The organism is Neobacillus sp. (assembly GCF_031988165.1).
GTDB lineage: Bacteria > Bacillota > Bacilli > Bacillales > Cytobacillaceae > Neobacillus > Neobacillus rhizosphaerae.
In genome coordinates, this window is the sequence record NZ_DALZYO010000014.1 from 86,352 (window position 1) to 110,302 (window position 23,951).

Genomic DNA, 23,951 nt, shown 5'->3' on the forward strand with positions numbered 1-23,951 from the left:
AATTTTTCGACATAGTTTAACAAAAATTTAGAATATTCAATTATATACTAGAAAATGGTGATAACCGCCTAAAACCATGTCTAAGGGGGAAAAGTAGTGAGGAAAAAAATCTTGAACGTCAGTTTGTGCTCTGTTCTTTCTCTTTCGTTAGTAGCAGGAGTAGATGCTTGGACAGTAAAAGCAGAAACTAGGCAACATCAAACAGTGACAACTGCATTGGCGTCAAAAACCAAGGGGGGACTTTTAGAGTGGAATGGAATCCCACTGAATGGATTGATTCCAGAAACAGCATCAGAGGCAACAAAAATTGAACTTGAAAATGGAATGACCAAACCAATTTACTCTACCGACGAGGCGATTATTGAAAACTTGTTTGTTGAGACAGCGATTGATAGTGACAGAGACGGTAAGCGTGACAAGGTCTCCATTAAAGTATACCGTCCTAAAACCGAGCCGGGGATTAAAGTTCCTGTCATCTATGAGATGAGTCCTTATCGCTCAGGCCTTCTAGATGTCCCTGTCTTTAATGTTGATGTTGACTTAATTCCAGTTAAGCACCCAGGAAATGGGAACGGACGTGGCGGCAAGCCATTTGCACTTGCGGAAGGACAAGCTGCCAATCTCGGCTCTTTAGGGAATTACTATGTCCCACGTGGCTATGGTGTTATTCTTGCGGAGAGTATTGGGACAGGCAAATCGGAAGGGTGTCCGACAACAGGGGATGATCGGGAAATTCTTGGTACAAAAGCTGTTATTGATTGGTTAAATGGCCGGGCTAAAGCATTTACCGGAGATGGAAAAGAAGTTTCTGCTGATTGGTCAACAGGGAATGTGGGAATGACAGGTGCTTCCTACAATGGGACATTGCCAAATGCGGTTGCAGCTACCGGTGTGGATGGATTGAAAACGATTATTCCAGTTGCCGCAATCAGCAGCTGGTACGACTATTATCGTGCTAACGGCGCGGTTATTGCGCCTGGCGCCTATCAAGGTGAAGACACTGATAATATGGCTGAAGCTGTGTTAACGAGAAACAATCCTCAAGTTTGTAAAGATGTCATTGCCGAGCTGAAAGCTGCCCAAGACAGAGAAACTGGTGACTACAGCAAGTTCTGGGCCGACCGGGATTATGTTAAGGATGCCAAAAAAGTGAAGGCTAGTGTTCTTGTCGTTCATGGGCTTAATGATTGGAATGTTAAGACAAAACAATTTGCCCAGTGGTGGGAAGCATTAGGAGAAAATAATGTCCCTCGTAAATTGTGGCTGCATCAGGGAGGCCATTCAAGTCCTTCTGGGAATAACTGGCCACAAACACAAAATAAATGGTTTGACTTTTATCTGTACGGAATTGAAAACGGAATAATGAATGAGCCTGCTGTTGATATCCAGCGTGAGGACAAAACTTGGAGCAAGGAAGCCAGCTGGCCTGCACCAGGAACGGTAGCTACAAGGCTTCATTTAACAGGCACTGGAAATGATTTAGGGGCACTGCAGCTGAATCCTGTTCCTAATAAGCCGCATAATACGCAAACAGTTATTGATGATCCACTGAAGAAGGCCAATACACTGATAGCGAATCCGGAGTTAAATTCTTCAAACCGATTAGCTTATCTCACTCCGAACTTAAATGGGGAAGTTCGGTTAAGCGGTACGCCTAAAGTAAGTATCCGTGCAAGTATCGACCGTCCTGTTGCAAACTTAACAGCACTTTTGGTTGACTACAGCAGTTCCAACCCAGTAATTGTATCGCGCGGTTGGGTAGACCCGCAAAATCTTCATTCGGCAGATCGTTCCGAATCACTTGTTCCAGGCAGAGACTACACCTTCGAATGGGACATGCAGCCTAAAGACTATGTATTTAAGGAGGGGCACCGTATTGGTGTTGTTCTCATCGCAAGTGATTACGACTATACCATTCGTCCTAAAGCTGGTACAAAAATTACGGTAACACCAACCCGCAGCGAAATAACATTGCCAATTATCGAAGGCCGCAACGCCTTTAGTCAATAAGTCAAAACGAAAGAAGGATTAGTCTTAATGACTAATCCTTCTTTCATTTTGGTTTATTTCAATGTTGTTTTTGGTTTATCTGACTAAGTTAATGAACCTTGTCCCGTCGGAACTGTTTTATCTCGATCGTGCGGGATGATTAGATTAAGTATGACCGTAGCGATCGCCCCAACAGCTGTTCCGGAAGATAGGATATAATTTGCAAAATCAGGGACACTGTTTAAGATTTCCTTCGGTAGAACCATAGTACCTACTGTAAGTAAGATTGGAACTCCAATCACCATCATATTGCGGTCATCTATGACAACATGCTGAATGACTTTTAAACCATTCATGACAATCGCCACACACACGACACCAAAGATTCCATTAATCACCGGTTCAGGAACACATGTAATGATAGCAGATAATTTAGGGATTAGCCCCAATGCAACCAGAATAATTCCGGCAGCGATAATCGCCATTCTGCTGGCAACACCAGTAATTGCAATAATTCCAGCGTTAGATGAATACCCTGTCATAGGTGTTCCACCGAAAAGAGATCCGACGAAACAGCCGATTCCTTCACCGACAGATGCACGGTTCAATCGTTTTTCATCTAATTCACTGTCAGTAACGGTTGATACCACGAACCAAGTCCCTGTTGTTTCAATTAAGATAACCAAATAAATAAATACCATTGTTAAAATCGCTTGTAAATTAAATATTGGTTTTCCGAATGGGAAAAAGCTCGGAAACGAAATCCAAGATGCTTGTTTTACAGAGGAGAAATCAACGGTTCCAAATAGTGATGCGGTAATCGTGCCAGCGATAATGGCTAGAATAACCGAAACTAGGCGGAAAAATGTACCGTACCCCTTTGCCTTACGTCCAAGAAGAATACAAATAATTAAAACCGCTGCAGAAACAAATGCAATCAATACATTGTGTCCTACATTTCCGGGTGCATGGTAAATACTATTAAATGCATTTGGCATTAATGAGATTCCTACAATAACAATGACGGTTCCTCCAACAAGCGGCGGGATAATTTTCTGTACGGCTTTAGCAAACCATTTTAACGGATACCCAAGGAGCGCAATAATTAATGCCCCAGGAAGGAGGCTGCCGAAAACAGCACCTAATCCAAGTTTTCCTCCTATTGCTGCCAACGCACCGATAGGGACATAGGAAGGGCCTTGAACGACTGGCAACCGCAAGCCGCCAATGGTTTGAATGAGTGTCGCTAGTCCTGCTGCCAAAAAACACATTTGAATGAAAAATGTTGTATTCAATGAATCCAATGAAAGTAAACCAGCAATAATGATTGGTGCGATATACAAATCCATCGCAAGTACATGCTGCATCCCAAGCAAAAAAGCTCTTCCCCAACTAATTTTTTCATTGATGCCTACTACAATGTTCGTGTTTTGCTCTTTTTGGTCCACTTGATTATTCTCCTCTACTTTAAATTAGTTTGAAATAAATAAACATTAAAAGAGTAAAGATATTAGGAAAATAGCATTTCAATCATGTTGAAATCACAGTAAAGCATTGATGTAGAAGCAATTGTTTTTGAGATGATTTGTGGAGTTTTTACTACTGGTGTATTAAAAACTTTAATTGAATTATAAATAACAATTTAGAAGTTGTAAACAGTAAATTACGTATATTTTTATATAATTTTTAAATAATGTTCGTGTTTTTGTGTTGACTTTGGTTAATTGGCTTCATAAAATATAGGTAATAAAAAGAATTCATCAATGAAGGGATGGTAAACATGCTTTTGGAAGATAACGTGTTACGCAGTGACTGGGTCGTTGCTTGTAAAAGAGAGGACGTAAAAGAAGAGCCATTACAGGTAACGATATTGGGCGAGAGGGTCGTTCTCTTCCGCAATGAAGAAGGGATCCACGCTTTTAAGGACTTATGTATTCACCGAGGTGCTGCTCTATCCCTAGGCTGCGTGAAAGATGGGAATATCGTATGTCCCTACCATGGTTGGGAATATAATTCTGCCGGTACATGTACAAAAATCCCACAGCTCCCTGAAGGAAGAGCCATTCCATTAAAAGCGAAAGCGATTAAATATACATGTAAAGAAGCATATGGATTTGTGTGGATTAATCTCAACAACAATAATCCTAAATTCTTTTCTTATCCTGAATATACAGATGATAACTTCCGTAATGTCTTATGGGGACCACAGGAAGTGAATGCCAATCCTCCAAGAATCGTTGAAAATTTCCTGGATGTAGGCCATCTTTCCTTTATACATGAAGGGTTTCTTGGGGTACAGGAGCATCCTATCATTGGGGATTACGATGTTCATATGGAAGAAGATCGGATTTTTTCAGATGAAATCGCCATATTTCAGCCAGACCCTGACGGCACCGGACAATCCAAAGATGTTTTTTATACGTATGAAGTAATACGACCATTAACCGTTCGGTTCACAAAAAGAGATCCGGATACTGAGAACAAGATGACCATATTACTCACCATCCTGCCTATTGCAGAATGCAAGTCCATTGCCTATGGAATTTTGTCATTTAACTATGAAACGGGTACAACTGATCAGGAAATCGTAGAGTTTCAGGATATGATTTTCGCTCAGGACAAGCCTATCGTCGAAAACCAGAAACCAGAGGACTTACCACTTGATTTGCAGGTAGAACTTTCGTTGAAATGTGACAGAATGAGCATTGCCTATCGACAATATTTAACTAAACTTGGCGTTACACTTGGCACTGTGTAAGTTAAAGGATCAGTCCCTCTTCGCGAAAAAGCGTGACCTTAAAAGAGTACGAGTTGGAATTTATCAGAGTTTTTAATGAAGCCATTTTAATAGCCTCATAGCATTTGTCGAAAAAATAATCGCTCATCTTAACAAATGAGCGATTAACTAGAAGATTCTTTATTGAAGAAAATACCTCTTTCTTGGTTTTAAAGGATAGAAGATGATGGATGGGCTGGTAACGGTAACATCGGAAAAACCCGGAAGGTTACGGACTGTTTGCTCATCTTCGAAAGTATTTAAATCTACCAAGTTTAGCGCACCAGTTGTGCAAGCTTCGACGCAAGCTGGGACCATTCCAATATCCTGTCTTGGATAGCACATTTGGCATTTGCTAACCTTCCGTGTTTCAGGATTAAACTGTGGTGCCTGATAGGGACAGGCAGAAACACATAGCTGGCAGCCTGTGCAAAGATTTTCGTCTATTTGGACGATCCCATCCTTACGCTTTATGAACGCTCTTTCTGGACAGACACGAAAACATTCAGGGCTGTCACAATGATTACAGGAAAGAGATAGATATAATTCAGGAGCTACCTTCTTTACCGTTCTCCATTGGATGTTCATTGGTGTTTGATTTTCATTTTTGCAGGAGATTTCGCATGCCTTACAATTGATACAATCATCGGCATTGAAAATGAATCCAGTTCGTTTAAACATTCTTCTCTCTCCATTTCCTAATGTTCACCATGCTGTCATAAAAGAAAGTACTGGAGCCATTTGCATCCTGCTCGTCCTTTTGAGTAATCAATTGGTTGATGGGGTTATTGCCAGCCTGGGTTGCAAGGACCACATTATTTGGCAAGGTAGGATTAATTTTAGCGGTACCGATAATAAATCCATGTTGATTGTAAATCTCAATCTTCGTATTTTCATCAATTTCATGTTGAATAGCGGCATTATAGGAAAGTTCAATGATATCTTCAGTCTGCTCCTGATTTAACCAAGGCACCAGTTCATATTGAGAATGGATTTTCAACAATGTTTGTGGTGTTAACAGTCTATAGGTTAATGGTTTCTTTAGATTTTCACTTTGTAACTGCTCGGAAACCGTTTCCTTTGATGTAAGCAGTCTGAATTTCTCTGAATCTGGCATAGAGTGAGCTATTTCTATTTTTTTATGTGGACCCTCTAATAAATCCTCATAGCTAGTAAGGGAATACTGTCGCATAATCTCCGGTGTAAGCTCTTCTTTGATCCAGTCAATGGGTTCTTTTTCAAAAGGGAAGTTAGAAAACCCCGGTGTGAGATCATTCAGTTTTTTGGTCAATTCCCTAGCAATCTGTAAATCACTTTTTGCTTCGTAATAAGGAGGAATTACTTTTTGGTTTATGGATAGCCAATAATGCCAATAACCTACATTTAAGTCTTCTTCTTCAAAATGAGAGGCTGCTGGTAAAACAAGATCGGACTGTTTCGCTGTTTTTGTCAAATAAAGATCCACTGTCACGATGAGTTCCAATTGATTGAACAATTGATGCCAAGATTTAAGGTTTTGATCCTGAGTAATGATATTTCGTGAAGCCACCCAAAGGAATTTAAGCGGCGGTTCTGTTAAGGTGAGAGCGTTTTTTGAAAAATTACTAATATCAATATCTCTAGATTTAGTGATGTTTGGATGAACAGGGCCCTGATGGTTTAAAAGGAGTTGCGGGAAATGGTCAATGTCAAAATGCATATAATATAAACCGCTGTTTGGATTACTCAGAATACCTGTCATTGCTGCCAGATTGTTGATGGCACTGATGCTGTGGCTGCCTCTATCGTTACGCTGAATCCCTAATCCATTCCAGGTCACGGCCGGTTTTAAATTTCCGTAAAATTCAGCAAGTACTTCCATTGCCTCCGTTGGGACACCTGTTCGTTTGGATACATCAGATAGATCAACTTGATGTTGAATAAAGTGTTTATACTGATCCCAACCAATTGTTTGCTCCCGAATGGATTCCTCGTCATCAATCCCTTTTTCTATTAATATCTTGGCGATTCCGAACGCTAGCCATGCATCTGTTCCGGGATTGATTTGGATATAGACATCCGCTTTTTCAGCTGTTCTGGTAAAAATCGGATCAATTACAATGAATTTTGCGCCACTGCGTCGTGCCTCAAAAATAAACTTCATTTGATGGACATTTGTAACAGCAGGATTCGCTCCCCAGATGACGATGAGGTTTGTATCTGCCATATCCTCGGGATTAGAGCTAAAATTGTGTCCAAAGGCTTGGTTAACTGCGAGCTTGCCGGTTAAAGCACAAGGGTTGCCAACGGGTTTCGTATGAGGGCCAATACTATTGAACATCCCTTCAACCGCATAGTGCAGGAACCCGAGATTCCCTGAGAATTTGTTGTAGCCACTGGCAAGGTTGGAACCATAGTGTTGATTCAATTCGATTATTTTACCAGCAATAATCGAATAAGCTTCATCCCATGAAATTCTCTTCCAGTTTCCAGACCCTCTAGGGCTTTGAATCATTGGATATTTAAGTCGTTGTTTATTATAGACAAATTGCGTGGAAGCATAGCCCTTTGCACAAAGTCTCCCCTTTGTATATCCATGTTTCGGGTCCCCTGTCACTTTCACGAGCCGGCCATTTTTGACATAGGACAATATGCCGCAGGTTCCAAAACAATTCCGCGGACAAGTATTTCTGTATATACCATCTTTCATTATGAACAACCTTCATTCTTCATATTTTTCGTAGCTGTTTAATTTTAAAAGCTGCAATAATATCTAAGCGAACATGTAAGTCATCCAATTTCATATTCAGAATTTCTTCGATTCTTTTCACACGATAACGCAGAGTATTTCGATGAAGAAACGATGCCTTGGCCGTTTTTCCCATATCAAATTGATTAGCGGCAAGTACTTCAAGTGTTTCGATCAGATTTCCATCATGATTCCTATCGTGTTCCAACAGGCTTCCTAATGTATGGTTGTAATACTCCTTTAAGTCTTGTTGGTCATGTTTATATAAAATCCGCTCTAATCCTAAATCAGAGAATAATGGTGTGGTAATGTTCAACAGGATGCCTAATTCAAAAGCTACTTTTGCTTCTTGATAACTTCTGAAAAGCTCTGTTGGGTTCCTGTACTTTTTTCCAATTCCGCAAGCGAGCTCGAACTCTGGATTGATTTTTGTAGCCTTTTTTAGGACAGTCATCGCAAAGGCTTCCAGTTTGGCCCTATTCTCATCATAATCAGTGTCAACCAGCGGAATTATGGTAATGACCTGACTTTGTTTGGCCATTGCAATTGGTTTGAAATTTTGTGAAATCAATTCATTTTCAACAACTTGTAAAAGCATGTTAATCGTTTGCTTTTGGGTGAAAAAATGATTGTCTTCTTTATATGAAAATACGATTACAATATGAGGAATGCTAAAATCCCACCCCCAAATTTCTCCATATTCAGTGATATCCTTCTTTTGTTTGATGTTTCCATAAAGCAGGTCAAAAAGAAATGCATCTTTGAATTTCTGCCGCTCTTGCTTTAATTCCAGTTTTTTTTGCATTTGCAGGGCACATAATGAAGCCGTATAAATAAGTGCATCATCATAAAGACCAGCAACTAGCGGTGTGTCGTTACTAAATATAATGAGATAACCAAGGTTTTGATTATTAAGGGTTATGGGATTAACCAATCCCTTTTTTAACGAGTCAATAGTTGAAATCTGGCAACTGAAGACAGAAAAGTGGGGATTGAACTCTTGCTGTTGATCAGGCATGATAACCATTTCATCTATCGCTTCTATTCCAGTTGAACAAGAGAGAACCTGATAGAGTGGGTCCACTACGAGGACTGGTAGAGATAAAAGTGTGGAGAGTTTTTGAACAATCTGGTTAACACCATGGCTTGATGCAGTCGATAATTCTTGGATAAATTCTGGAATGGCAAAATGATTGTTCATCGATTATTCACCTTTCTCCTATCTTTATGTTGTCTACTATCATCTTATAGCAAGTAGATGGACCGGACAATGAATGTCACAGAATCGTTAAATCCTTTCGTCTGCTCGCACAAAAATACGGATGATTATTCGTGTAGCAGGGCCATACTAACTCGTTTTGTAAAAACATATAATGAATCCATGAATAAAATGTGAAGTTATTCACAATGTGAACAAAATGAAACAACCCTAAAAATCCGAAAAAGGAAGTTTGATAAGATGAAAAATCTTACAAAAGCCAATTTAAGGACCATAAACAACAAATCTCTTGTTCAGTATGCAGATATATACGCAAATATTGAGAAAGCTACCCTGGAGCAGATTGAGTCCTTTGGCTTGCCGCTTTCCAAACGGAAGCAACAAGGTCCTGAAGTACACAATAAATTGCGTGATATGGGAGCGATATACAGGAATAATAACAAAAGCATTCTATCAAACGAAAGGATTTCTAGTGCTTGTGAAGCCTGTACGAAAGGAACAGGAAGCTATACGACCTTCGTTTCTTTAAAATGCCACAGAGATTGTTATTTTTGCTTCAACAAAAATCAAGATGAATACAATTTCTACTTACAAAACAAGAAAAATGTGAATGGAGATTTAAAGAGTTTAGTTGAACAAGGCGTCCTATTGACACATCTCGCCTTGACCGGTGGGGAGCCGCTGCTGCATCCGGACGAAACACTCGCCTTTTTCAAACTGGCAGACGAGCTAGTGCCAGATGCACATACGAGATTATATACAGCGGGTGACTTGCTTAGCGAAGAAATTCTACAGGGCTTGCACACCACCCATTTAAATGAAATTCGCTTTAGTATCAAAATGGAAGACTCCATACAAAAGCGGAAACACATTCTTACGAAAATTGCCCTTGCGAAGAAATATATTCCGGATGTATTGGTTGAAATGCCGGTAATTCCAGGGACAGGAGAAGAAATGAAGGAGCTTTTGTTAGAGCTCGATAAGCTTGATGTTTTTGGTATAAATCTTTTGGAATTTTGTTTTCCTCTTGGGAATGCCCAGACCTTCAAAGAAAAAGGATTAGAACTAAAAAATCCACCCTATGACGTGTATTACAACTTTTGGTATGCAGGCGGATTGGCTGTGGCAGAAAGTGAAAATCTTTGCCTGGAGCTAGTCGATTTTGCAATAGATAGAAAGCTCAAGCTCGGGGTGCATTACTGCTCATTGGAAAACAAATTTACTGGGCAAATCTATCAGCAAAACCATGATCAAGTGCTGGATGAGACGTATCAATTTTCCACACGAGATTTTTATTTTAAAACGGCAAAGGTGTTCGGCAAGGACAAGGGAAAAGTAAAGAAGGTTTTCGAAAAGCATGATGTCCCATTCACAATCAATGAGGATTACGATTTTCTGCAATTTCCAATTGAAGCTATAAAATTATTAAAAAATCGAGATGTGGATATCGTTCTTTCATCTAATGTTGTCGAGATAGAAGAAAAAGAACAGGTCATCCGGGAAGTGCAGCTAGAATTGACCACACCTAAAAATTTTGTTCTTGAAGAGATAGGATCTAACTGGTTGAAAAAGGAGCGATAACATGGAAGCAGTAAAACAGTCCCTACCGTTCAAAGATATTGTTAACGTATTTTTTGTAAGGGAATTTGCTTATGACATCTTAAGAAGATTCTTTATCGAGGAGCCTTCAAAGGAGTACATTAAAGAATTTATTCAAAGAAACATGATTGATCAGTTTCCTTTCCAAGATGAATCAGATGGAGTCCTTGATGGAGTGCAGGTGATGAAAAAGTATTTATCCCAGCATGACCCTATCCATATTGACAGCCATTTTGAGAATTTACATTGGGACTATACCAGAATGTTTATCGGTCCCTTTGAAATACTGGCACAACCTTGGGAATCCGTCTATGTCAGGAAAGATAAGTTGCTGTTCCAAAAAACAACGATGGATGTAAGAAAGGTTTACGAGAAATATGGTTTTCAAACAGCGGATTTCAATATTGAACCAGATGATCACGTCGGTCTTGAGCTTGATTTTGTTTATCGCCTTAATCAGCTGTGTATTCAAGCTGGAGAATCGGAAAGACCCGATGCTAGTAAAGAAATAAATTATTTACTTAAAGAACAACAGAGGTTTATTAATGATCATTTGTTAGCTTTTATTCCGATGTTAGCAGAAAAGATCGCAACACATGCTGAGACAGACTTTTTTAGAGGATTAGCAAAAATCTTAGAACATTTTTTACAAATGGATTCAAAAGTTCTTCAAGAACTATTGAATATAGAGATTATCCAAGACAAATAGATAAGGAGGGTCATGATGATTGATCTAATTAATAAAATTAAAGATTTCAAGTTGACTAGAAGATCGTTCATTGGCTGGACTTCCGCAGCCGCCGCCACTGTGGCTGTTCCGGTTTCCAGAGGTCTTGTTGCCAAAGCAGAGGTAAACATAGGTGCAGAGGCTACCAATGGGGAAGGTGTATGGAAAACAGCCGCATGTTGGCACAATTGTGGTAGTAGATGTCTAAATAAAGTACTTGTCAAAGATGGTGTAGTGATTCGTCAAAAGACAGATGACACCCATCAAGATTCGCCGGATTTTCCCCAACAACGTGGTTGTTTACGGGGGCGTTCACAGCGCCATCAGGTCTTTAATGCTGATCGCTTAAAATACCCAATGAAACGGAAACATTGGCAGCCAGGTGGAGGGAAGAAAGAACTCCGTGGAAAGGATCAATGGGTCCGGATTTCCTGGGAGGAAGCGATTGATCATATTGCCTCTGAAACGAAAAGAATTAGTAGTAAATATGGGAATGAATCTATTTGGGTTTCAGGCGGGGGCGATATTAAAAATGCGATGGCCACTGTGGGCGGTTACACTTCCAGCGACGGCACCATTTCATGGGGCGCCTGGCTTTATACGTATGAAATGCTGGGTGTCGGCGAAGGCCTTTATGTTCAAGGGATTAATGACCGTGTGGATTTAAGGAATTCCCAATTGATTGTTCTATGGGGTGCCAATCCCGCATGGAGCACGATGGGAAGCGCCACATATAACTATTTGCAGGCTAAAAAGGCAGGGGCTCGTTTCATCACAATTGACCCACTATATACGGATTCGGCCAATGTATTTGGAGCGGAGTGGGTCCCTATTCGTCCGGGCACTGATCACGCATTGGCACTTGGTATTATGCACACTTTACTTGAAGAGGATGACCCGATAACAAATCCACTTGTAAAATGGGACTTTTTAAATAAATATACGGTTGGTTTTGATGCCGATCATATGCCGGCAGGTGTTGATAAGAAGGAGAACTTCAAAGATTATATTTTAGGTACGTATGACAAGCAGCCGAAAACAGCTGAGTGGGCTTCTGAAATATGTGGTATCAATGCAAGCACAATCCGTTATCTTGCAAGGGAAATTGGTGGTACTGAAAGAGTCGCATTATTGACAGGATGGGCCCCTGCACGAATTAATAACGGCGAAGGCTGGGTGCAGGCATTCTCTACACTAGGGATGATGACCGGGCATATGGGCAGTTCCGGCAATATGACAGGTGTTAGCTGTTGGGAATACGCAGGGAATAATGGACCGGCATTGTTGACACCAGGGGGCAGCGGATTGCCTGCAATTCCGAACGCAATCACAAATGTTATTAATGAGAATCAAATCTTTGACGCAGTTTTGAAAGGGAAGTATTTGCAAAAAGGCGAAGGAGAAAGGAACGTAAACATTCAATTCATCTACCATGGATATAACGCTGTTCTTCAAACACGAAGCAATATCATGAGAGGAATTGAAGCACATCGGAAAGTTGAATTTATTGTCACGAATGCCTATGCGCTGACGACAACAGCTAAGTATTCTGATATTGTTCTCCCAGTCACAACAGAATGGGAAAGAGAAGGGGCTGTTAGAGACGGAAATCGCGAAATATTAATTGCTTGGTCTAAAATCGTTGAACCATTATACGAGGCAAAGAGTGATCAAGAGATTGCTAAATTATTGATTAAGAAACTTGGAAAAAACCCTGAAGAAATCTATCCAATCAATGAAAAACAGCAATTTTTCAATCAGCTTGCGGGAAGTACGGTGGTAAAAGAAAACGGAAAAGACTTCGAACCACTTTGCACGATCACGGCCAAAGACATTCAAGAATGGGGCGTGAAAGGAACACCGCAGCAAGGGCGCATTGGTTTGCAAGAGTTTTTAGATGCAGGTATTTATCAGGTACCAAGGAAAAAAGGCGACAATTTAGGGTTTATAGCCTATAAGGATTTTATTGATGATCCAGTTAAGAATCCGGTATCAAGTGAAAGCGGCAAGTTTGAAATCTATTGCAAAGCCATGAATGAAGCATCCAAGAAAGCTTTTACTGAGATTGCTCCTATTCCAAAATATGAACCAAGGACCGAAGGCTATGAATCTACTTTTTCAGATTGGAAAAAGAAGAAAAAGGGAAAATATCCATTCCAGGTCTTTAATCCACATTATCTACGTCGTTCGCACAGTACCTTTGACAATGTACCACAGCTTCGAGAGGCATGGCCAAATCCTGTTTATTTAAGCCGGGCTGATGCAGATGAGAAAGGTATAAAAACCGGTGATACTGTCATGCTTTCCAATGAGTATGGTAAGACGCTTAGACCGGCACTTGTGGTTGAAACACTGATGCCAGGAACGATTGCCCTGCCGCATGGGTCTTGGGTGGACCTCGATGAGAAGGATGAAGTGGACCGAGCAGGTGCAGATAATATGCTAGTAGGCTTTGTTCCAACAGGGCTTGGTACCTCAGGCTACAATACTGCAAGGTGCAATCTTGAAAAATGGGACGGTAAACCGCTAGAAGAAGATTATAAATGGGATCAGCGCATCATCAAATTTTAATAAAAGAGAGGAGGTAAAGTGAAATGCCTCAAATGGGATTTTACGTTAATGTAGCAGAATGTATTGGATGTAAAACATGTGTGATTGCGTGTAAGGATAAAAGTGATTTGGAAGTTGGCCGGAATTTTAGACGCGTATATGATTACCGGGAAGGGACTTATCCAAATGTCTCCATGTATCATTTATCGATATCCTGCAATCATTGTGACGAGCCAGGCTGTGTGAAGGGATGCCCTACAGGCGCAGCCTACAAACGTACAGAAGATGGTGTCGTCTTAATCGACCATGAAAAATGTATGGGCTGCCGTTATTGTGAGTGGAACTGTCCATACGGTGCCCCGCAATACAATAAAGAACTCGGAATGATGACGAAATGTGATACTTGTATTGATTTAAGGGAGAAGGGTGAGGACCCTGTTTGTGTAACCTCATGTCCGATGCGGGCGATTGAGTTTGGCGAGATTGACAAGCTACGTGCTAAATATGGAAAAAATGCCGATATCAAAGGGCTGCCAAGCTCCTCAATCACAAAACCAAACCTGGTGCTTACACCATTGAGTCAATCAAAATAAGGGAGGGAAAGAAACGATGCATGAATGGGCGCTATTAATCTTCACAGTAGCCATACCTGCTGCAGTCGGAGGAATATTGTTCCTATGGTTTATAAATGGAATAATGGCCGATGGCAGCACTAATCCTATTAAAATAATGAAATTGCCTCTTATTGTTATTGCCTGTTTATCGATTGTCGGCTTATTTGGAGCATTCTTTCATCTTGGCGAACCACTCCATGCCTTCAATGCCATTAGAGGGTTTGGCAGGTCTTGGATGAGTAATGAAATTGTTGTAACCGGTGCTTTTATCGCTTTTGCTTGCATCACTGCAGGCCTTGCCATTGTCCAAAAGAAAATCAATCCTGTACTTATGTTGATTACGGGACTGGTCGGAGTTATTGATATTTATTGCATGGCAACTGCCTACACTGTTACACGTGTTAACGGCTGGAATCATTTGAATACGTATCTTGTTTTTTATGGTACAGCTTTTTCAATCGGTCCTATTCTTGGGGCAAGCCTTATTGCCCCATTCCTTGAGGGTAAAGCAATCCTAAAGGCGATAAAGTGGGCATTCGCGTTTAGTATCATTGGAATTGCTGTCCAGTTAATTGGTTCTGCCATGTTCAATGCTTATATACCTGAAATTCAGTCAATCTCGAGTGAAACAGCGGCTAATAAACTGGTACCATACTCCGGTATGATTGGGGTTCGGTGGGTGATTGAAATTGCCGGACTTTCATTGATGGCTTATTTAGCTCTTACCACCAAGAATAAAATTAATTACGCCTTTATCTATGCTGCACTGATCTTCTTTGTTCTCGCAGAAGGCATGAGCAGATATGTGTTTTACGTACTAGGTTCATAAGGTTATTAATGAAGCATGGGCTACCTGCTACGTATTTTTTAAAAAATCGGGGGTGGAATGAATGGGATTCGTTGAAAAGTGGATGGAAAGTCTTGATTATGAGTATGAAGTTTTATCATCAGCTTGTGTGCGTCATAAGAGCCCCCGATCTACCTGTGAAAAGTGTGTAACCGCCTGTCATGATGGTGCCCTAATCATCTCTCAGGGAAAGCCAGTAATAGATAATCAAAAGTGCAGCGAATGTGGAAGCTGCATCGTAGCCTGTCCAGTTCAAGCTGTGTCTGGCATACTTCCAAAGAAAGACTTTTTTCAAAATAAAATAATTGCCACAACCGTAAAACCTCCATCTCCAAAGGAGCTGCTGATCTACCATGCTAAAGGAATCAACACGATTGCCTGTGAAGAAAAAGAGTTCAGCCTAGAATGGAAAGATATGGTGGAAGAAGTCAATTCATTATTATGTAAGCTTGGTAGGACGCCTTTTATGACAGAAACGGAAACAAGTTTCGAGGATTCTTATTCAAGAAGAGAGCTATTTTCGCTCTGGAAGAAGGAAGGCCAGTCATTTGTACGGCAAGTAACCCCGGCCAAATGGAGATTTAACCACATGGATTTAGATGTTACTCGATATTATCCTAATCATCAATTTTTTGATGTGACAATAGATCGTGAAAAGTGTTCCCTCTGTAAGGGCTGTGAAGTCATGTGTCCTAAAACTTGCTTTAAGTTAGATGACACCGGCTTTACGATAAACCTTCAGTCCTGTTCCGGTTGTCAGCTTTGTCAGGAGCTTTGCCCTGAAAAGGCTATTACCATGAAAAGTTTAATAGCCTCAGCTGTTACGAAAAGCTATGATGTATATACGAAAATGTGTAGTCTCTGCAAAAATAGCTTTCAAACATTGCGTGAACATGATGAAAGCTGTCCGGTCTGTAAGAATCGGAAAGCTGGATACTTAAATAGCCAAACATGCTAAAGATGAAAAGAGATGGAAAAAATGCTATCAAATATCGGGATACCAGGTTTAATCATTGTTTTAGTTTTGGCTTTAATCATATTTGGCCCTAAGAAACTACCGGAATTAGGAAGGGCAGTTGGTCAATCCTTAAAAGAATTCAAGAAATCCACTAAAGGCTTGATGGATGAGGAAAAAGAAAACGAAGAAGAAAAAGTAAAGGTGTTATAAATAAGAGGAACGGACGTTGGTATTTAATAATACAAACTCAAAATGTGTGTTTGATAGCTGTTGAAGCGCTAAACTATCCCCTCAGACTGGAGTCTGGGGGAGTTTTTGTTTGAATGAGAACATTATGTTAAAAAAGTGTGAAAGATTTGCAACGTAATAAAATTAAATATGTTAAGAAACTGTGAAAGCTATTGTTGTTTGAAAAAGCGGGGTGTATATTAATGCTATAGAAGTTAGTGAAACACTTCACAAACTTCTGCGTGAAGGTTATTTTAAAAGGGCCCATCCTTAATAAAAATAAAAATGGAGAGTGAATGACAATGGCAACAGCGATTCTAGCACTTATAGTAATTATTAATGGTATTTTCGCATTTAAGCTTGTACAGGATTTACGAAAAAATAAAAGTGAACTAAAGAAAGAGCCAGGCAGCAATATATTTTTATCGATCTCTTCTGCCGTCATCTTCTTTTTCTCAACCTTTGGTGTTTCAGACTTTGCTATTTCTACGATTCTTTATCGAAAAAAGAAACTAGTTTCAGATAAAAAGCTTCCAGGTACCCTAAATGCCCAATGTGTTATTCCAGTAGCGGTAATGGCGCTAGCATACATATCCGTTATCGAAGTAAGTCCCGTTACATTAATCGTTTGTATAGTTGCTCAAATCATAGGAGCATATATTGGACCAAGATTTGTCGTGAAATTAGATCCTAAGGTAATTAGAAGATTTATTAGTGTAGGATTGTTGGTTGCCACGGCATTTATATTAGCTGGTAAATTCAATCTTGTCCCTTCTGGTGGCACAGAAACAGCTCTTACTGGTGGTAAACTTGTCACAGCAGCCGTAGCATTATTCATTTTCGGAGCTTTAAACAATATCGGAATCGGATCTTATGCCTTAACAATGGCTACCATTTATGCGCTCGGAATGAACCCAGCAGTTGCTTTCCCAATTATGATGGGTGCATGTACCTTCTCTGTACCTGTGGGCAGCATGGAATTTATTAAATTCGGAGAATATGGAAGAAAAATCACGTTATTTGCTTCAACTTTCGGTGTACTCGGTGTTCTTGTAGCCGTTTATCTAGTTAAGGGTTTAGACGTTGCCATGATCCAATGGGTCGTTGCTGCGATTCTACTCTATAGCGGATTAAGCATGCTAATAAATGAGTTAAAATCTTCAAGCAAAAAAGAAGAAAATGAACAGCTAGCAGCTGCAAAATAATAGGAGTGATTATATATGTTAGTTTTAACAAAGGAAGATATCAAAAAAGTATTTACGATGAAAGATGCGATTGAAGCGGATAAAGATGCGTTAAGAATCTATTCGGCCGGAAAGTGTGTATCTCCGCTAAGGGTGAATATTGATATTCCAAAGGAACAGGGACAAAGCTTATTTATGCCAGCCTATGTAGAAGAATTTGATGCTACGGGAATTAAGATCGTTTCTGTTTTTCCAAAAAATATTGAAAAAGGTAAACCTTCCGTTCCGGCCCAAATGATCCTTTTGGATGGAACGACGGGCGAAGTGTGTGCCATCTTGGATGGAACGTATTTAACGCAATTGCGTACGGGTGCGGTTCAAGGTGCGGCCACTGATATTCTTGCTAAAAAAGATGCTAAGATTGGCGTTTTATTTGGAACTGGCGGGCAGGCGGCTACACAGCTTGAAGCGATGGTTTGTGTAAGAAATTTAGAAGAAGTTCGGGTATTCGATATCAATTATGAAAGAGCAAAAGAGTTCGCAGAAACGATGCAGCGTGAATTAGCAGCCTATGATACCAAGATTGTGGCAGTTGAAAATGGAAATGAAGCAGTTAGGGATGCGGATATTATCACTTGTGTGACCACTTCAAGAAGACCAGTTTTTGATGGTACTTTGGTGAAGAAGGGGGCACATGTTAACGGGGTAGGGGCGTATACACCACAAATGCAAGAGCTTGATGAAAATATCGTCAAAAATGCAGATAAAGTTTTCTTTGACACAAAAGAGGGTGTACTGGCGGAAGCAGGAGATTTCTTAATCCCAATGGAAAAGGGCATCGTTTCTGAGCAGGACTTCAATGGTGAATTAGGTGAGGTTATTCTAGGACAAATTTTAGGAAGAGAAACCGACGAAGAAATTACCCTTTTCAAAACTGTTGGTGCAGCGGTACTGGATGTCGTTACCGCCCATCAAATCTATAAAAAGGCGATAGAAAATAATGTGGGAAATGTCGTGGAGATTTAGAATATTAACCCCTCCATCACAATTTAGTGACAATTGCCATCTAGATGTAGAATTCTGTTCATTACTCTAGTTTAGACGAATAAAAATGAAAATATGGTTGTCTAAGATCTCCCTCCATAGAAGGGAGATTTTTTTGTGCCAGATTCAATGGCGGTTAAGGAATTTTCGTTGGAGAATGATGGGGTGGAGCAATTTATGATGGCAGTTGACCAATCCTACCGTGATGATAATTTTGAGATGGCTGAATTTGTCATTACTATCTGTGCCTTTTTTATCCTCCTCCCCAAGCAAAGGTTGTTAAAAGTGAAAATACAAACCACATCCTTTTATCTCCTTGTTGTCAATTTTATGTAATGATAAGGAAACCTTGATAAAGGATGTCCCAAAACTCTATCATTATAATCCTATGTCGGAGGCAAATCTATCTAATAATCAGGAATACTCACGAAAGGGGAGTATATATTAATTAGTCGAGAACACTTGTGATTTCAATCATGAGTGTTCTCGGCTTCGGATATGGAGTGACGGATAAGACCCCGAGGTTCGAGGTCTGTATCTACTGAACTATTGCGTCGCTTTGACAGTATTGTACGTCTCAGCAGCAAAGTCTTTATAAGGTGTATGGGGAAGCCATTCGAAATTATCGACAGCTATTTTGGCGAATCGAAGAGCGTTATCCATGTTTCCGAGCTCAAGGTAGCAAAGTGCTTTATAGGAGTCCATTACATAAAACAAAGATAAATCAAATGGATGATGCATATAGGTCGGTATTTCAACTTTTTCTAAACATGTAATGGCTTCGGTAAAGCGACCAAGTCCAAACAAGGCTTTACCTTTTTCTTGTAGGTACAAATACCGGTAGATTTCTATTATTTTTGGATCTGCTAAATGCTTTTCGATGATTTCTAATGCTTTTATATAATCATGCTTCTCTGAGATGAACGACATAACCTGAAAAAAATCATGTACGAGGATAGACTGCTTGTCATCTGCAAACTCTCCGTATTGTTTTAACTTCAACGAATAATGTGCTTTTGCTTCTTTATTACGAGTCATTTCTGCGTGCGCAGCCGCGAGTCTATACAAATCATCTATGCGATAAAAGATTCGATGCTCTTTTGAAAAATGAATGGCGTTTTCCATCACATGGGCGGCTGAATCCGAATCACCGACAGCAAAATGTAAAATGGCCTCGTGATAGTCAAAATCCACTCGTGTCATCGGGTCAATGAAAGCGTGGTTTAATTCGATTTTCTTCCGTTCACTTAAGAGAATCTGTAAAGACTGTAAGTAGTCGTGCTCGATAAATTTCACCATGGACCAAAAGATACCAATGTTAGCACGCTTATTTGTTAAATTCATTTGATCGTACATTTTTGCAGCCTTTTCCGAATGATTCTGCCAGCCCGCTTTTTTTTCATGGTAAAGACAACGGCTATATATGTCTAACAATCGTGCTGACTCATATCCCTGAGTAAGGTTTGTGATATAAGGATCAATTAGAGTAATTAGCTGTTTATTTTTATCAACCATATTTTCAGACGGTAAATTGTATATCTTCTCCGCTTTTTCGAGGGTTTCATGCAATTCCTGTGAACTTATTTCTTCCAGCAGATCGGCTACTTCCACCTCCAGCCGCTTAGCGATATACGTTAAGCTATCCATTGAAGGATTTGCCTTGTTATTTTCAATTAGGCTAAGCATCCCTTTTGTCAGTTCTTCACCCGCGAGTGCCTCAAGGGTCATCTTTTTCTTTTTTCTTATTTCCCGTATTCTTTCTCCAAACATAAAAAAGCACGCTCCTAGATTCTTAGTTAGTTTAATTATATTAAACTTTTCCTTGAAATGGAAGAGATTAAGTGGTATGATTTGTTTAATTAAATTAAACATTAGGGGTGGAGATAGTGTTGGATGATCATCAAAAGCTTAAAAAGGCAACCTATCATCTTTGGACATTCACGATTAGTAAATTGATTTCATCGTTTGGAGCACAAGTATATGCTTTCGCGATCAGCTTTTATATTTTACAAGCTACCGGTTCAGCGACTAGTTTTGCCGCGAATTTAATCTGCAACATTTTACCGCGAACACTTGCTGCTCCATTCGCAGGATATATGGTGGATAAATACTCGCGAAAGATGATTATCATTATTGCGCAAATAGCCACAACACTGGCAATAGGAGGATTACTGGCCGTAAGTTTTACATCAGGATTGTCACTTTCCGCGATTTATACTACTTCGTGTATTTTGTCCCTAACTTCTATGTTTTCCGGGGTGACGTTTACGTCCTCGATTACAGGACTCGTTGATAAGGAAAGAGTTCACAGAGCGATGTCATTAAACCAGATGTCCATTTCCTTTGCGGCCATTGCCAGCCCAGCAGTAGGGGGATTATTGTACGGAGCCGTTTCAATGCCTGTATTCCTCATCATGTATATGGCAGCTTCGACAATCGCAGTGACGCTTGAATCAACTATGAATTTTAAACTGTTTGCGAACCGAAAAGAACCTGTGATAGGGGAACCGAACGAATCGATGTGGCAAAGTATGAAGGCAGGAATTAGCTATTTGAAATTACAACCGTTGCTTATGACAATCATCTGGATATCACTGTTAATTAATTTCCTTTTTGGTGCTTTTGAGGTCGGCTATTCTTTCATCCTTATTGAAAAAATGAAAATGGTTTCCCAACATTTTGGCTTTACACAAGGGGCATTTGCCATAGGAATGCTGTTGCTATCTATCTATTTCTCGATAAGAAAAGAAGTGAAATTTCCGTTTCTTGTATCAAAGCGAGCTATCATTGGAATGGGCATCGTTATGGGGTCGATTGCCCTGCCCTTAATGATCAAAATGACGTATGGATTGGTTTTTAGTTATTACATGATTACGATGTTCAGTCTTGGTGCACTGATCATCATTGTCAATACACCATTGATGGTTATGATGCAAAAGCAAATCGATGATGATTATAAAGGTCGCATCTTTTCCATTCTTGAAACGATGTCAATGGCGTTGATGCCACTAGGAATGGTCCTATATGGCTTCCTCTACGATGTTTTTCAGGCACAGTGGATCTTACTTTTGTCAGCAAGTTTATTAATTGGCGTTATGCTTGTGCTTGCGAGACCGGCTGTCGTCAGGAAGGCGCATCCTCAACTAAAAAGGGAGCGTTCCCTTAAGCGAGAAGCAGGCGTGGTTTCGTGATCCAACTAAAGTAAACCTTCCTAACAATTAGGAGGGTTTACTTTTTTCTTAGGTATTAAAAATCGTTTCTTTTTCATAGTTGGTTGCTTTTATTGAAATTTAAGGACGATCTGACCATAACCCTTCGATTCGCTGATAAAACCGCAAAAGTCGCTGATAAAAGTAATTAAGTCGCTGATAAAACCATAAAAGTGCTGATAAATGGAACTAAGTCGCTGATAAACCATTTAAATTCCTGATAAGATGAATATAGAAAGACCTTTTAGCGAAAAATGGGTGGAATTATTATTTAAAATCATGAAGCGAATAAAAATTACCATCCTAATCAAAGAAATTATGCGAATTTAGTAAGAAAGCAACAGTATTTACGAAAAGGGCCTAATAATAAGAATATTACATTACTCTATTTTTAAAAATATTTATTTTTATAGACGTATAACGTCTCACCGCCATTCCTCCAAACGACGACGGCTGGTTTTGGGTGGTGCTTGATTGCCAATCACTGCTTGGATGATTTGGATGGCTTGTTCCTTGTCTAAAGCATGACAATTTTTTTTTAGTCTAAGTAATTTGAAGAGCGGAGGTGAAACTGCCACTCTTTTTTTTCGTCTGTTGGTGTATAATAAATTTGAAATAAATTGCTGTAATGTTAATAAAAGTATTTAGTGTTTTGCTTTGATTCGTATGACTACCTATTTGGAGGAGTTATTTAATGGCTATTGATGTCAAAGTAATTTTATATCAAATATTAATTGTATTCTTTCCAATGGTAGTCTATCATTTATTTTTTCATGAAAAAAGCAGTGAACGAAGTAAAGCTTATTCGAAACTAACCCTCACTTTATTGATAATTTTAGTACTTGCTATGTCTTTTCCAATGAAATTTTGCGAGGGATATGTCTATGATTTTAGAATCATTCCCTTTATCATTTCTTTTGTTTATGGAGGAACGATTCCAGGGTTAATCACGGTAATGGTCTTATTAGTTTATCGATTTATGATAGGTGGAGACGGGTTTTATGTCGTTTTAATTAATCATTCACTCACAAGTCTGTTTCTTATCCTATTAAGAAATAAAATTACAGACTTCCAAAAGAACCATAAGATAGTGTTTGTCAGTTTAGTATTTTTAGCTAATACTATAATAGTCATGGTTACCCTTTTCAAAGCGAATCAATTCGAGCAAATTTTCTTTATGGTTATTTTTTATTTCATTACTTGGATCTGCTTGATGATGGTTGTGTTTGTCATCGAAAATGTTAATCAACAAATAGAGCTTCGTGAGAAATTAAAGAATGATGAAAAATTAAATGTGATTAGTCAATTAGCAGCTTCGGTTGCCCACGAGGTAAGGAATCCACTGACGTCTGTTCGAGGTTTTTTGCAGTTAATTTCCGACGACGAAAACTTGCAAACTGCTCAGAAAAATTACATTGAAATTGCTTTAAATGAACTGGATCATGCCCAAATTATTATTAATGATTACTTGTCTTTAGCAAAGCCCAATACGGAAGAATTATCTTCTATCAATCTATCTGATGAGGTGAAGAAGACGATTGCCCTGATGACTTCTTATTCGAATATTCAGAACATAACAATCGAGACGAATATTCAAGAATCTCTTTACATAAAAGGAAACAAAAGTGAAATCAAGCAGGTGTTAGTCAATATTATCAAGAATGGCATTGAAGCGATGAAAACAGGAGGCACTCTTACGGTTAATACGATTGAGATGGGTGGTTCCATCACTATCGAAATCATTGACAGTGGAAAAGGGATGACGAAGAGCCAAATTAAGAAGATTGGAACTCCCTTTTTTACAACAAAGGAAAAAGGCACCGGCGTCGGGCTTACTATTTCATTCCAGCTTATTCGGGCAATGAAAGGCAAAATTAAGGTGGAAAGTGAACTTGGGAAAGGGACCATCTTTACCATCCAATTCCCGAGTATGAATGTACTTAATGAAAAGGGAAATTCTGTTGAACCTATTGAAAAAAACCTTCTACTTAAATAGGAAATTTTTTAATCATTAGTATTGCAGTCGCACTCCTCGTGAGTGCGTGGATTGAAATTTTTCGAAATAGTAACCTTTCATTGTGTTTTTTCGATGGTTTTGGGACTCCCTGCATTTCGATTATCTATTATTCAGCTATAGAAAAAAGTTCATAACTAAAAAAAGTGTGGCAGGCATCGTTAGAAAATTGTCGTGGGGCTTGGATTAAATAAAAAGGACTAACTTTAGCACAAAGCTGAAAGTTAGTCCTTTTTTCTGTAAACTACCATACTAGTTTCCCTCC

The 23,951-nt window shown here is 39.4% G+C and carries 19 protein-coding genes; 14 read left to right on the forward strand and 5 right to left on the reverse strand.

All coding sequences use genetic code 11. From position 1 onward, the window contains the following. Positions 1-96: 96 nt before the first annotated feature. Positions 97-2,010, forward strand: a complete 1,914-nt coding sequence (locus RTR43_RS10440) for a Xaa-Pro dipeptidyl-peptidase (protein ID WP_312471649.1) — start codon at positions 97-99, stop codon at positions 2,008-2,010. Positions 2,011-2,093: 83 nt separating this feature from the next. Here RTR43_RS10440 and RTR43_RS10445 read toward each other — a convergent pair whose 3' ends face one another. Then, positions 2,094-3,437, reverse strand: coding sequence for a uracil-xanthine permease family protein (locus RTR43_RS10445; RefSeq protein ID WP_312471652.1), 1,344 nt, complete (start codon positions 3,435-3,437; stop codon positions 2,094-2,096). A 332-nt stretch (positions 3,438-3,769) separates the two neighbouring features. Between RTR43_RS10445 and RTR43_RS10450 the strand changes: the two genes are divergently transcribed. Next, positions 3,770-4,747, forward strand: a complete 978-nt coding sequence (locus RTR43_RS10450) for an aromatic ring-hydroxylating dioxygenase subunit alpha (protein WP_312471654.1) — start codon at positions 3,770-3,772, stop codon at positions 4,745-4,747. 159 nt (positions 4,748-4,906) lie between these two features. Here RTR43_RS10450 and RTR43_RS10455 read toward each other — a convergent pair whose 3' ends face one another. Genes RTR43_RS10455 through RTR43_RS10465 form a run of 3 tightly spaced genes read right to left on the reverse strand, consistent with a single transcriptional unit; the run spans position 4,907 to position 8,694 of the window. After that, positions 4,907-5,446 (reverse strand): 4Fe-4S dicluster domain-containing protein, encoded by a 540-nt coding sequence (locus RTR43_RS10455; RefSeq protein WP_312471656.1) that lies wholly within the window; start codon positions 5,444-5,446, stop codon positions 4,907-4,909. After that, a complete protein-coding gene (locus RTR43_RS10460) occupies positions 5,439-7,454 on the reverse strand; it encodes a molybdopterin-dependent oxidoreductase (RefSeq protein ID WP_312471658.1) in 2,016 nt (671 codons plus the stop codon). The genes RTR43_RS10455 and RTR43_RS10460 overlap by 8 nt, the downstream gene beginning before the upstream one ends. A gap of 19 nt (positions 7,455-7,473) precedes the next feature. Then, positions 7,474-8,694 carry a PucR family transcriptional regulator gene (locus RTR43_RS10465; RefSeq protein ID WP_312471660.1) on the reverse strand — a complete coding sequence of 407 codons (1,221 nt, stop codon included), beginning with the start codon at positions 8,692-8,694 and terminating at the stop codon, positions 7,474-7,476. Between the two features lie 258 nt (positions 8,695-8,952). Here RTR43_RS10465 and RTR43_RS10470 point away from each other — a divergent pair, with 258 nt between their 5' ends. From RTR43_RS10470 to RTR43_RS10515, 10 genes are all read left to right on the forward strand, one after another. Continuing rightward, on the forward strand, positions 8,953-10,293 hold the full coding sequence (locus RTR43_RS10470; RefSeq protein ID WP_312471661.1) for a radical SAM protein: 1,341 nt from the start codon (positions 8,953-8,955) through the stop codon (positions 10,291-10,293). A 1-nt stretch (position 10,294) separates the two neighbouring features. Continuing rightward, on the forward strand, positions 10,295-11,020 hold the full coding sequence (locus tag RTR43_RS10475; RefSeq protein ID WP_312471662.1) for a TorD/DmsD family molecular chaperone: 726 nt from the start codon (positions 10,295-10,297) through the stop codon (positions 11,018-11,020). 12 nt (positions 11,021-11,032) lie between these two features. Next, complete coding sequence (locus tag RTR43_RS10480; protein WP_312471663.1) at positions 11,033-13,609, forward strand: molybdopterin-dependent oxidoreductase; 2,577 nt, start codon at positions 11,033-11,035, stop codon at positions 13,607-13,609. A 23-nt stretch (positions 13,610-13,632) separates the two neighbouring features. After that, complete coding sequence (locus tag RTR43_RS10485) at positions 13,633-14,181, forward strand: DMSO/selenate family reductase complex B subunit (protein ID WP_312471664.1); 549 nt, start codon at positions 13,633-13,635, stop codon at positions 14,179-14,181. 16 nt (positions 14,182-14,197) lie between these two features. Beyond that, complete coding sequence (locus tag RTR43_RS10490) at positions 14,198-15,031, forward strand: dimethyl sulfoxide reductase anchor subunit family protein (protein WP_312471666.1); 834 nt, start codon at positions 14,198-14,200, stop codon at positions 15,029-15,031. Positions 15,032-15,092: 61 nt separating this feature from the next. Further along, entirely contained in the window at positions 15,093-16,007 is a 915-nt protein-coding gene (locus RTR43_RS10495; protein ID WP_312471668.1) for a 4Fe-4S binding protein, read from the forward strand. A gap of 21 nt (positions 16,008-16,028) precedes the next feature. Then, positions 16,029-16,217, forward strand: coding sequence for a twin-arginine translocase TatA/TatE family subunit (locus RTR43_RS10500; RefSeq protein ID WP_248737052.1), 189 nt, complete (start codon positions 16,029-16,031; stop codon positions 16,215-16,217). Positions 16,218-16,531: 314 nt separating this feature from the next. After that, the gene (locus RTR43_RS10505; RefSeq protein ID WP_312471670.1) at positions 16,532-17,440 is read left to right on the forward strand and encodes a sulfite exporter TauE/SafE family protein; all 909 of its coding nucleotides are present in this window, start codon (positions 16,532-16,534) and stop codon (positions 17,438-17,440) included. 15 nt (positions 17,441-17,455) lie between these two features. Next, complete coding sequence (locus RTR43_RS10510; RefSeq protein ID WP_312471671.1) at positions 17,456-18,445, forward strand: ornithine cyclodeaminase family protein; 990 nt, start codon at positions 17,456-17,458, stop codon at positions 18,443-18,445. 135 nt (positions 18,446-18,580) lie between these two features. Beyond that, positions 18,581-18,799, forward strand: a complete 219-nt coding sequence (locus RTR43_RS10515; RefSeq protein WP_312471673.1) for a hypothetical protein — start codon at positions 18,581-18,583, stop codon at positions 18,797-18,799. A 210-nt stretch (positions 18,800-19,009) separates the two neighbouring features. On the opposite strand, the gene RTR43_RS10520 is transcribed toward RTR43_RS10515, so the two are convergent. Further along, positions 19,010-20,233 carry a helix-turn-helix domain-containing protein gene (locus RTR43_RS10520; RefSeq protein WP_312471675.1) on the reverse strand — a complete coding sequence of 408 codons (1,224 nt, stop codon included), beginning with the start codon at positions 20,231-20,233 and terminating at the stop codon, positions 19,010-19,012. Positions 20,234-20,352: 119 nt separating this feature from the next. On the opposite strand from RTR43_RS10520, the gene RTR43_RS10525 reads away from it, so the two are divergent. Then, positions 20,353-21,654, forward strand: coding sequence for an MFS transporter (locus RTR43_RS10525; RefSeq protein WP_312471676.1), 1,302 nt, complete (start codon positions 20,353-20,355; stop codon positions 21,652-21,654). 712 nt (positions 21,655-22,366) lie between these two features. Further along, positions 22,367-23,668, forward strand: a complete 1,302-nt coding sequence (locus tag RTR43_RS10530; protein ID WP_312471678.1) for an ATP-binding protein — start codon at positions 22,367-22,369, stop codon at positions 23,666-23,668. Positions 23,669-23,951 lie beyond the last annotated feature (283 nt).

Coding starts and splice junctions, on each gene's coding strand:
- RTR43_RS10530 (WP_312471678.1), top strand. CDS start 22,367: ATGGCTATTGATGTCAAAGTAATTTTATATCAAATATTAATTGTATTC.
- RTR43_RS10485 (WP_312471664.1), top strand. CDS start 13,633: ATGCCTCAAATGGGATTTTACGTTAATGTAGCAGAATGTATTGGATGT.
- RTR43_RS10520 (WP_312471675.1), bottom strand. CDS start 20,233: ATGTTTGGAGAAAGAATACGGGAAATAAGAAAAAAGAAAAAGATGACC.
- RTR43_RS10510 (WP_312471671.1), top strand. CDS start 17,456: ATGTTAGTTTTAACAAAGGAAGATATCAAAAAAGTATTTACGATGAAA.
- RTR43_RS10490 (WP_312471666.1), top strand. CDS start 14,198: ATGCATGAATGGGCGCTATTAATCTTCACAGTAGCCATACCTGCTGCA.
- RTR43_RS10470 (WP_312471661.1), top strand. CDS start 8,953: ATGAAAAATCTTACAAAAGCCAATTTAAGGACCATAAACAACAAATCT.
- RTR43_RS10455 (WP_312471656.1), bottom strand. CDS start 5,446: ATGTTTAAACGAACTGGATTCATTTTCAATGCCGATGATTGTATCAAT.
- RTR43_RS10495 (WP_312471668.1), top strand. CDS start 15,093: ATGGGATTCGTTGAAAAGTGGATGGAAAGTCTTGATTATGAGTATGAA.
- RTR43_RS10505 (WP_312471670.1), top strand. CDS start 16,532: ATGACAATGGCAACAGCGATTCTAGCACTTATAGTAATTATTAATGGT.
- RTR43_RS10480 (WP_312471663.1), top strand. CDS start 11,033: ATGATGATTGATCTAATTAATAAAATTAAAGATTTCAAGTTGACTAGA.
- RTR43_RS10450 (WP_312471654.1), top strand. CDS start 3,770: ATGCTTTTGGAAGATAACGTGTTACGCAGTGACTGGGTCGTTGCTTGT.
- RTR43_RS10465 (WP_312471660.1), bottom strand. CDS start 8,694: ATGAACAATCATTTTGCCATTCCAGAATTTATCCAAGAATTATCGACT.
- RTR43_RS10500 (WP_248737052.1), top strand. CDS start 16,029: ATGCTATCAAATATCGGGATACCAGGTTTAATCATTGTTTTAGTTTTG.
- RTR43_RS10460 (WP_312471658.1), bottom strand. CDS start 7,454: ATGAAAGATGGTATATACAGAAATACTTGTCCGCGGAATTGTTTTGGA.
- RTR43_RS10475 (WP_312471662.1), top strand. CDS start 10,295: ATGGAAGCAGTAAAACAGTCCCTACCGTTCAAAGATATTGTTAACGTA.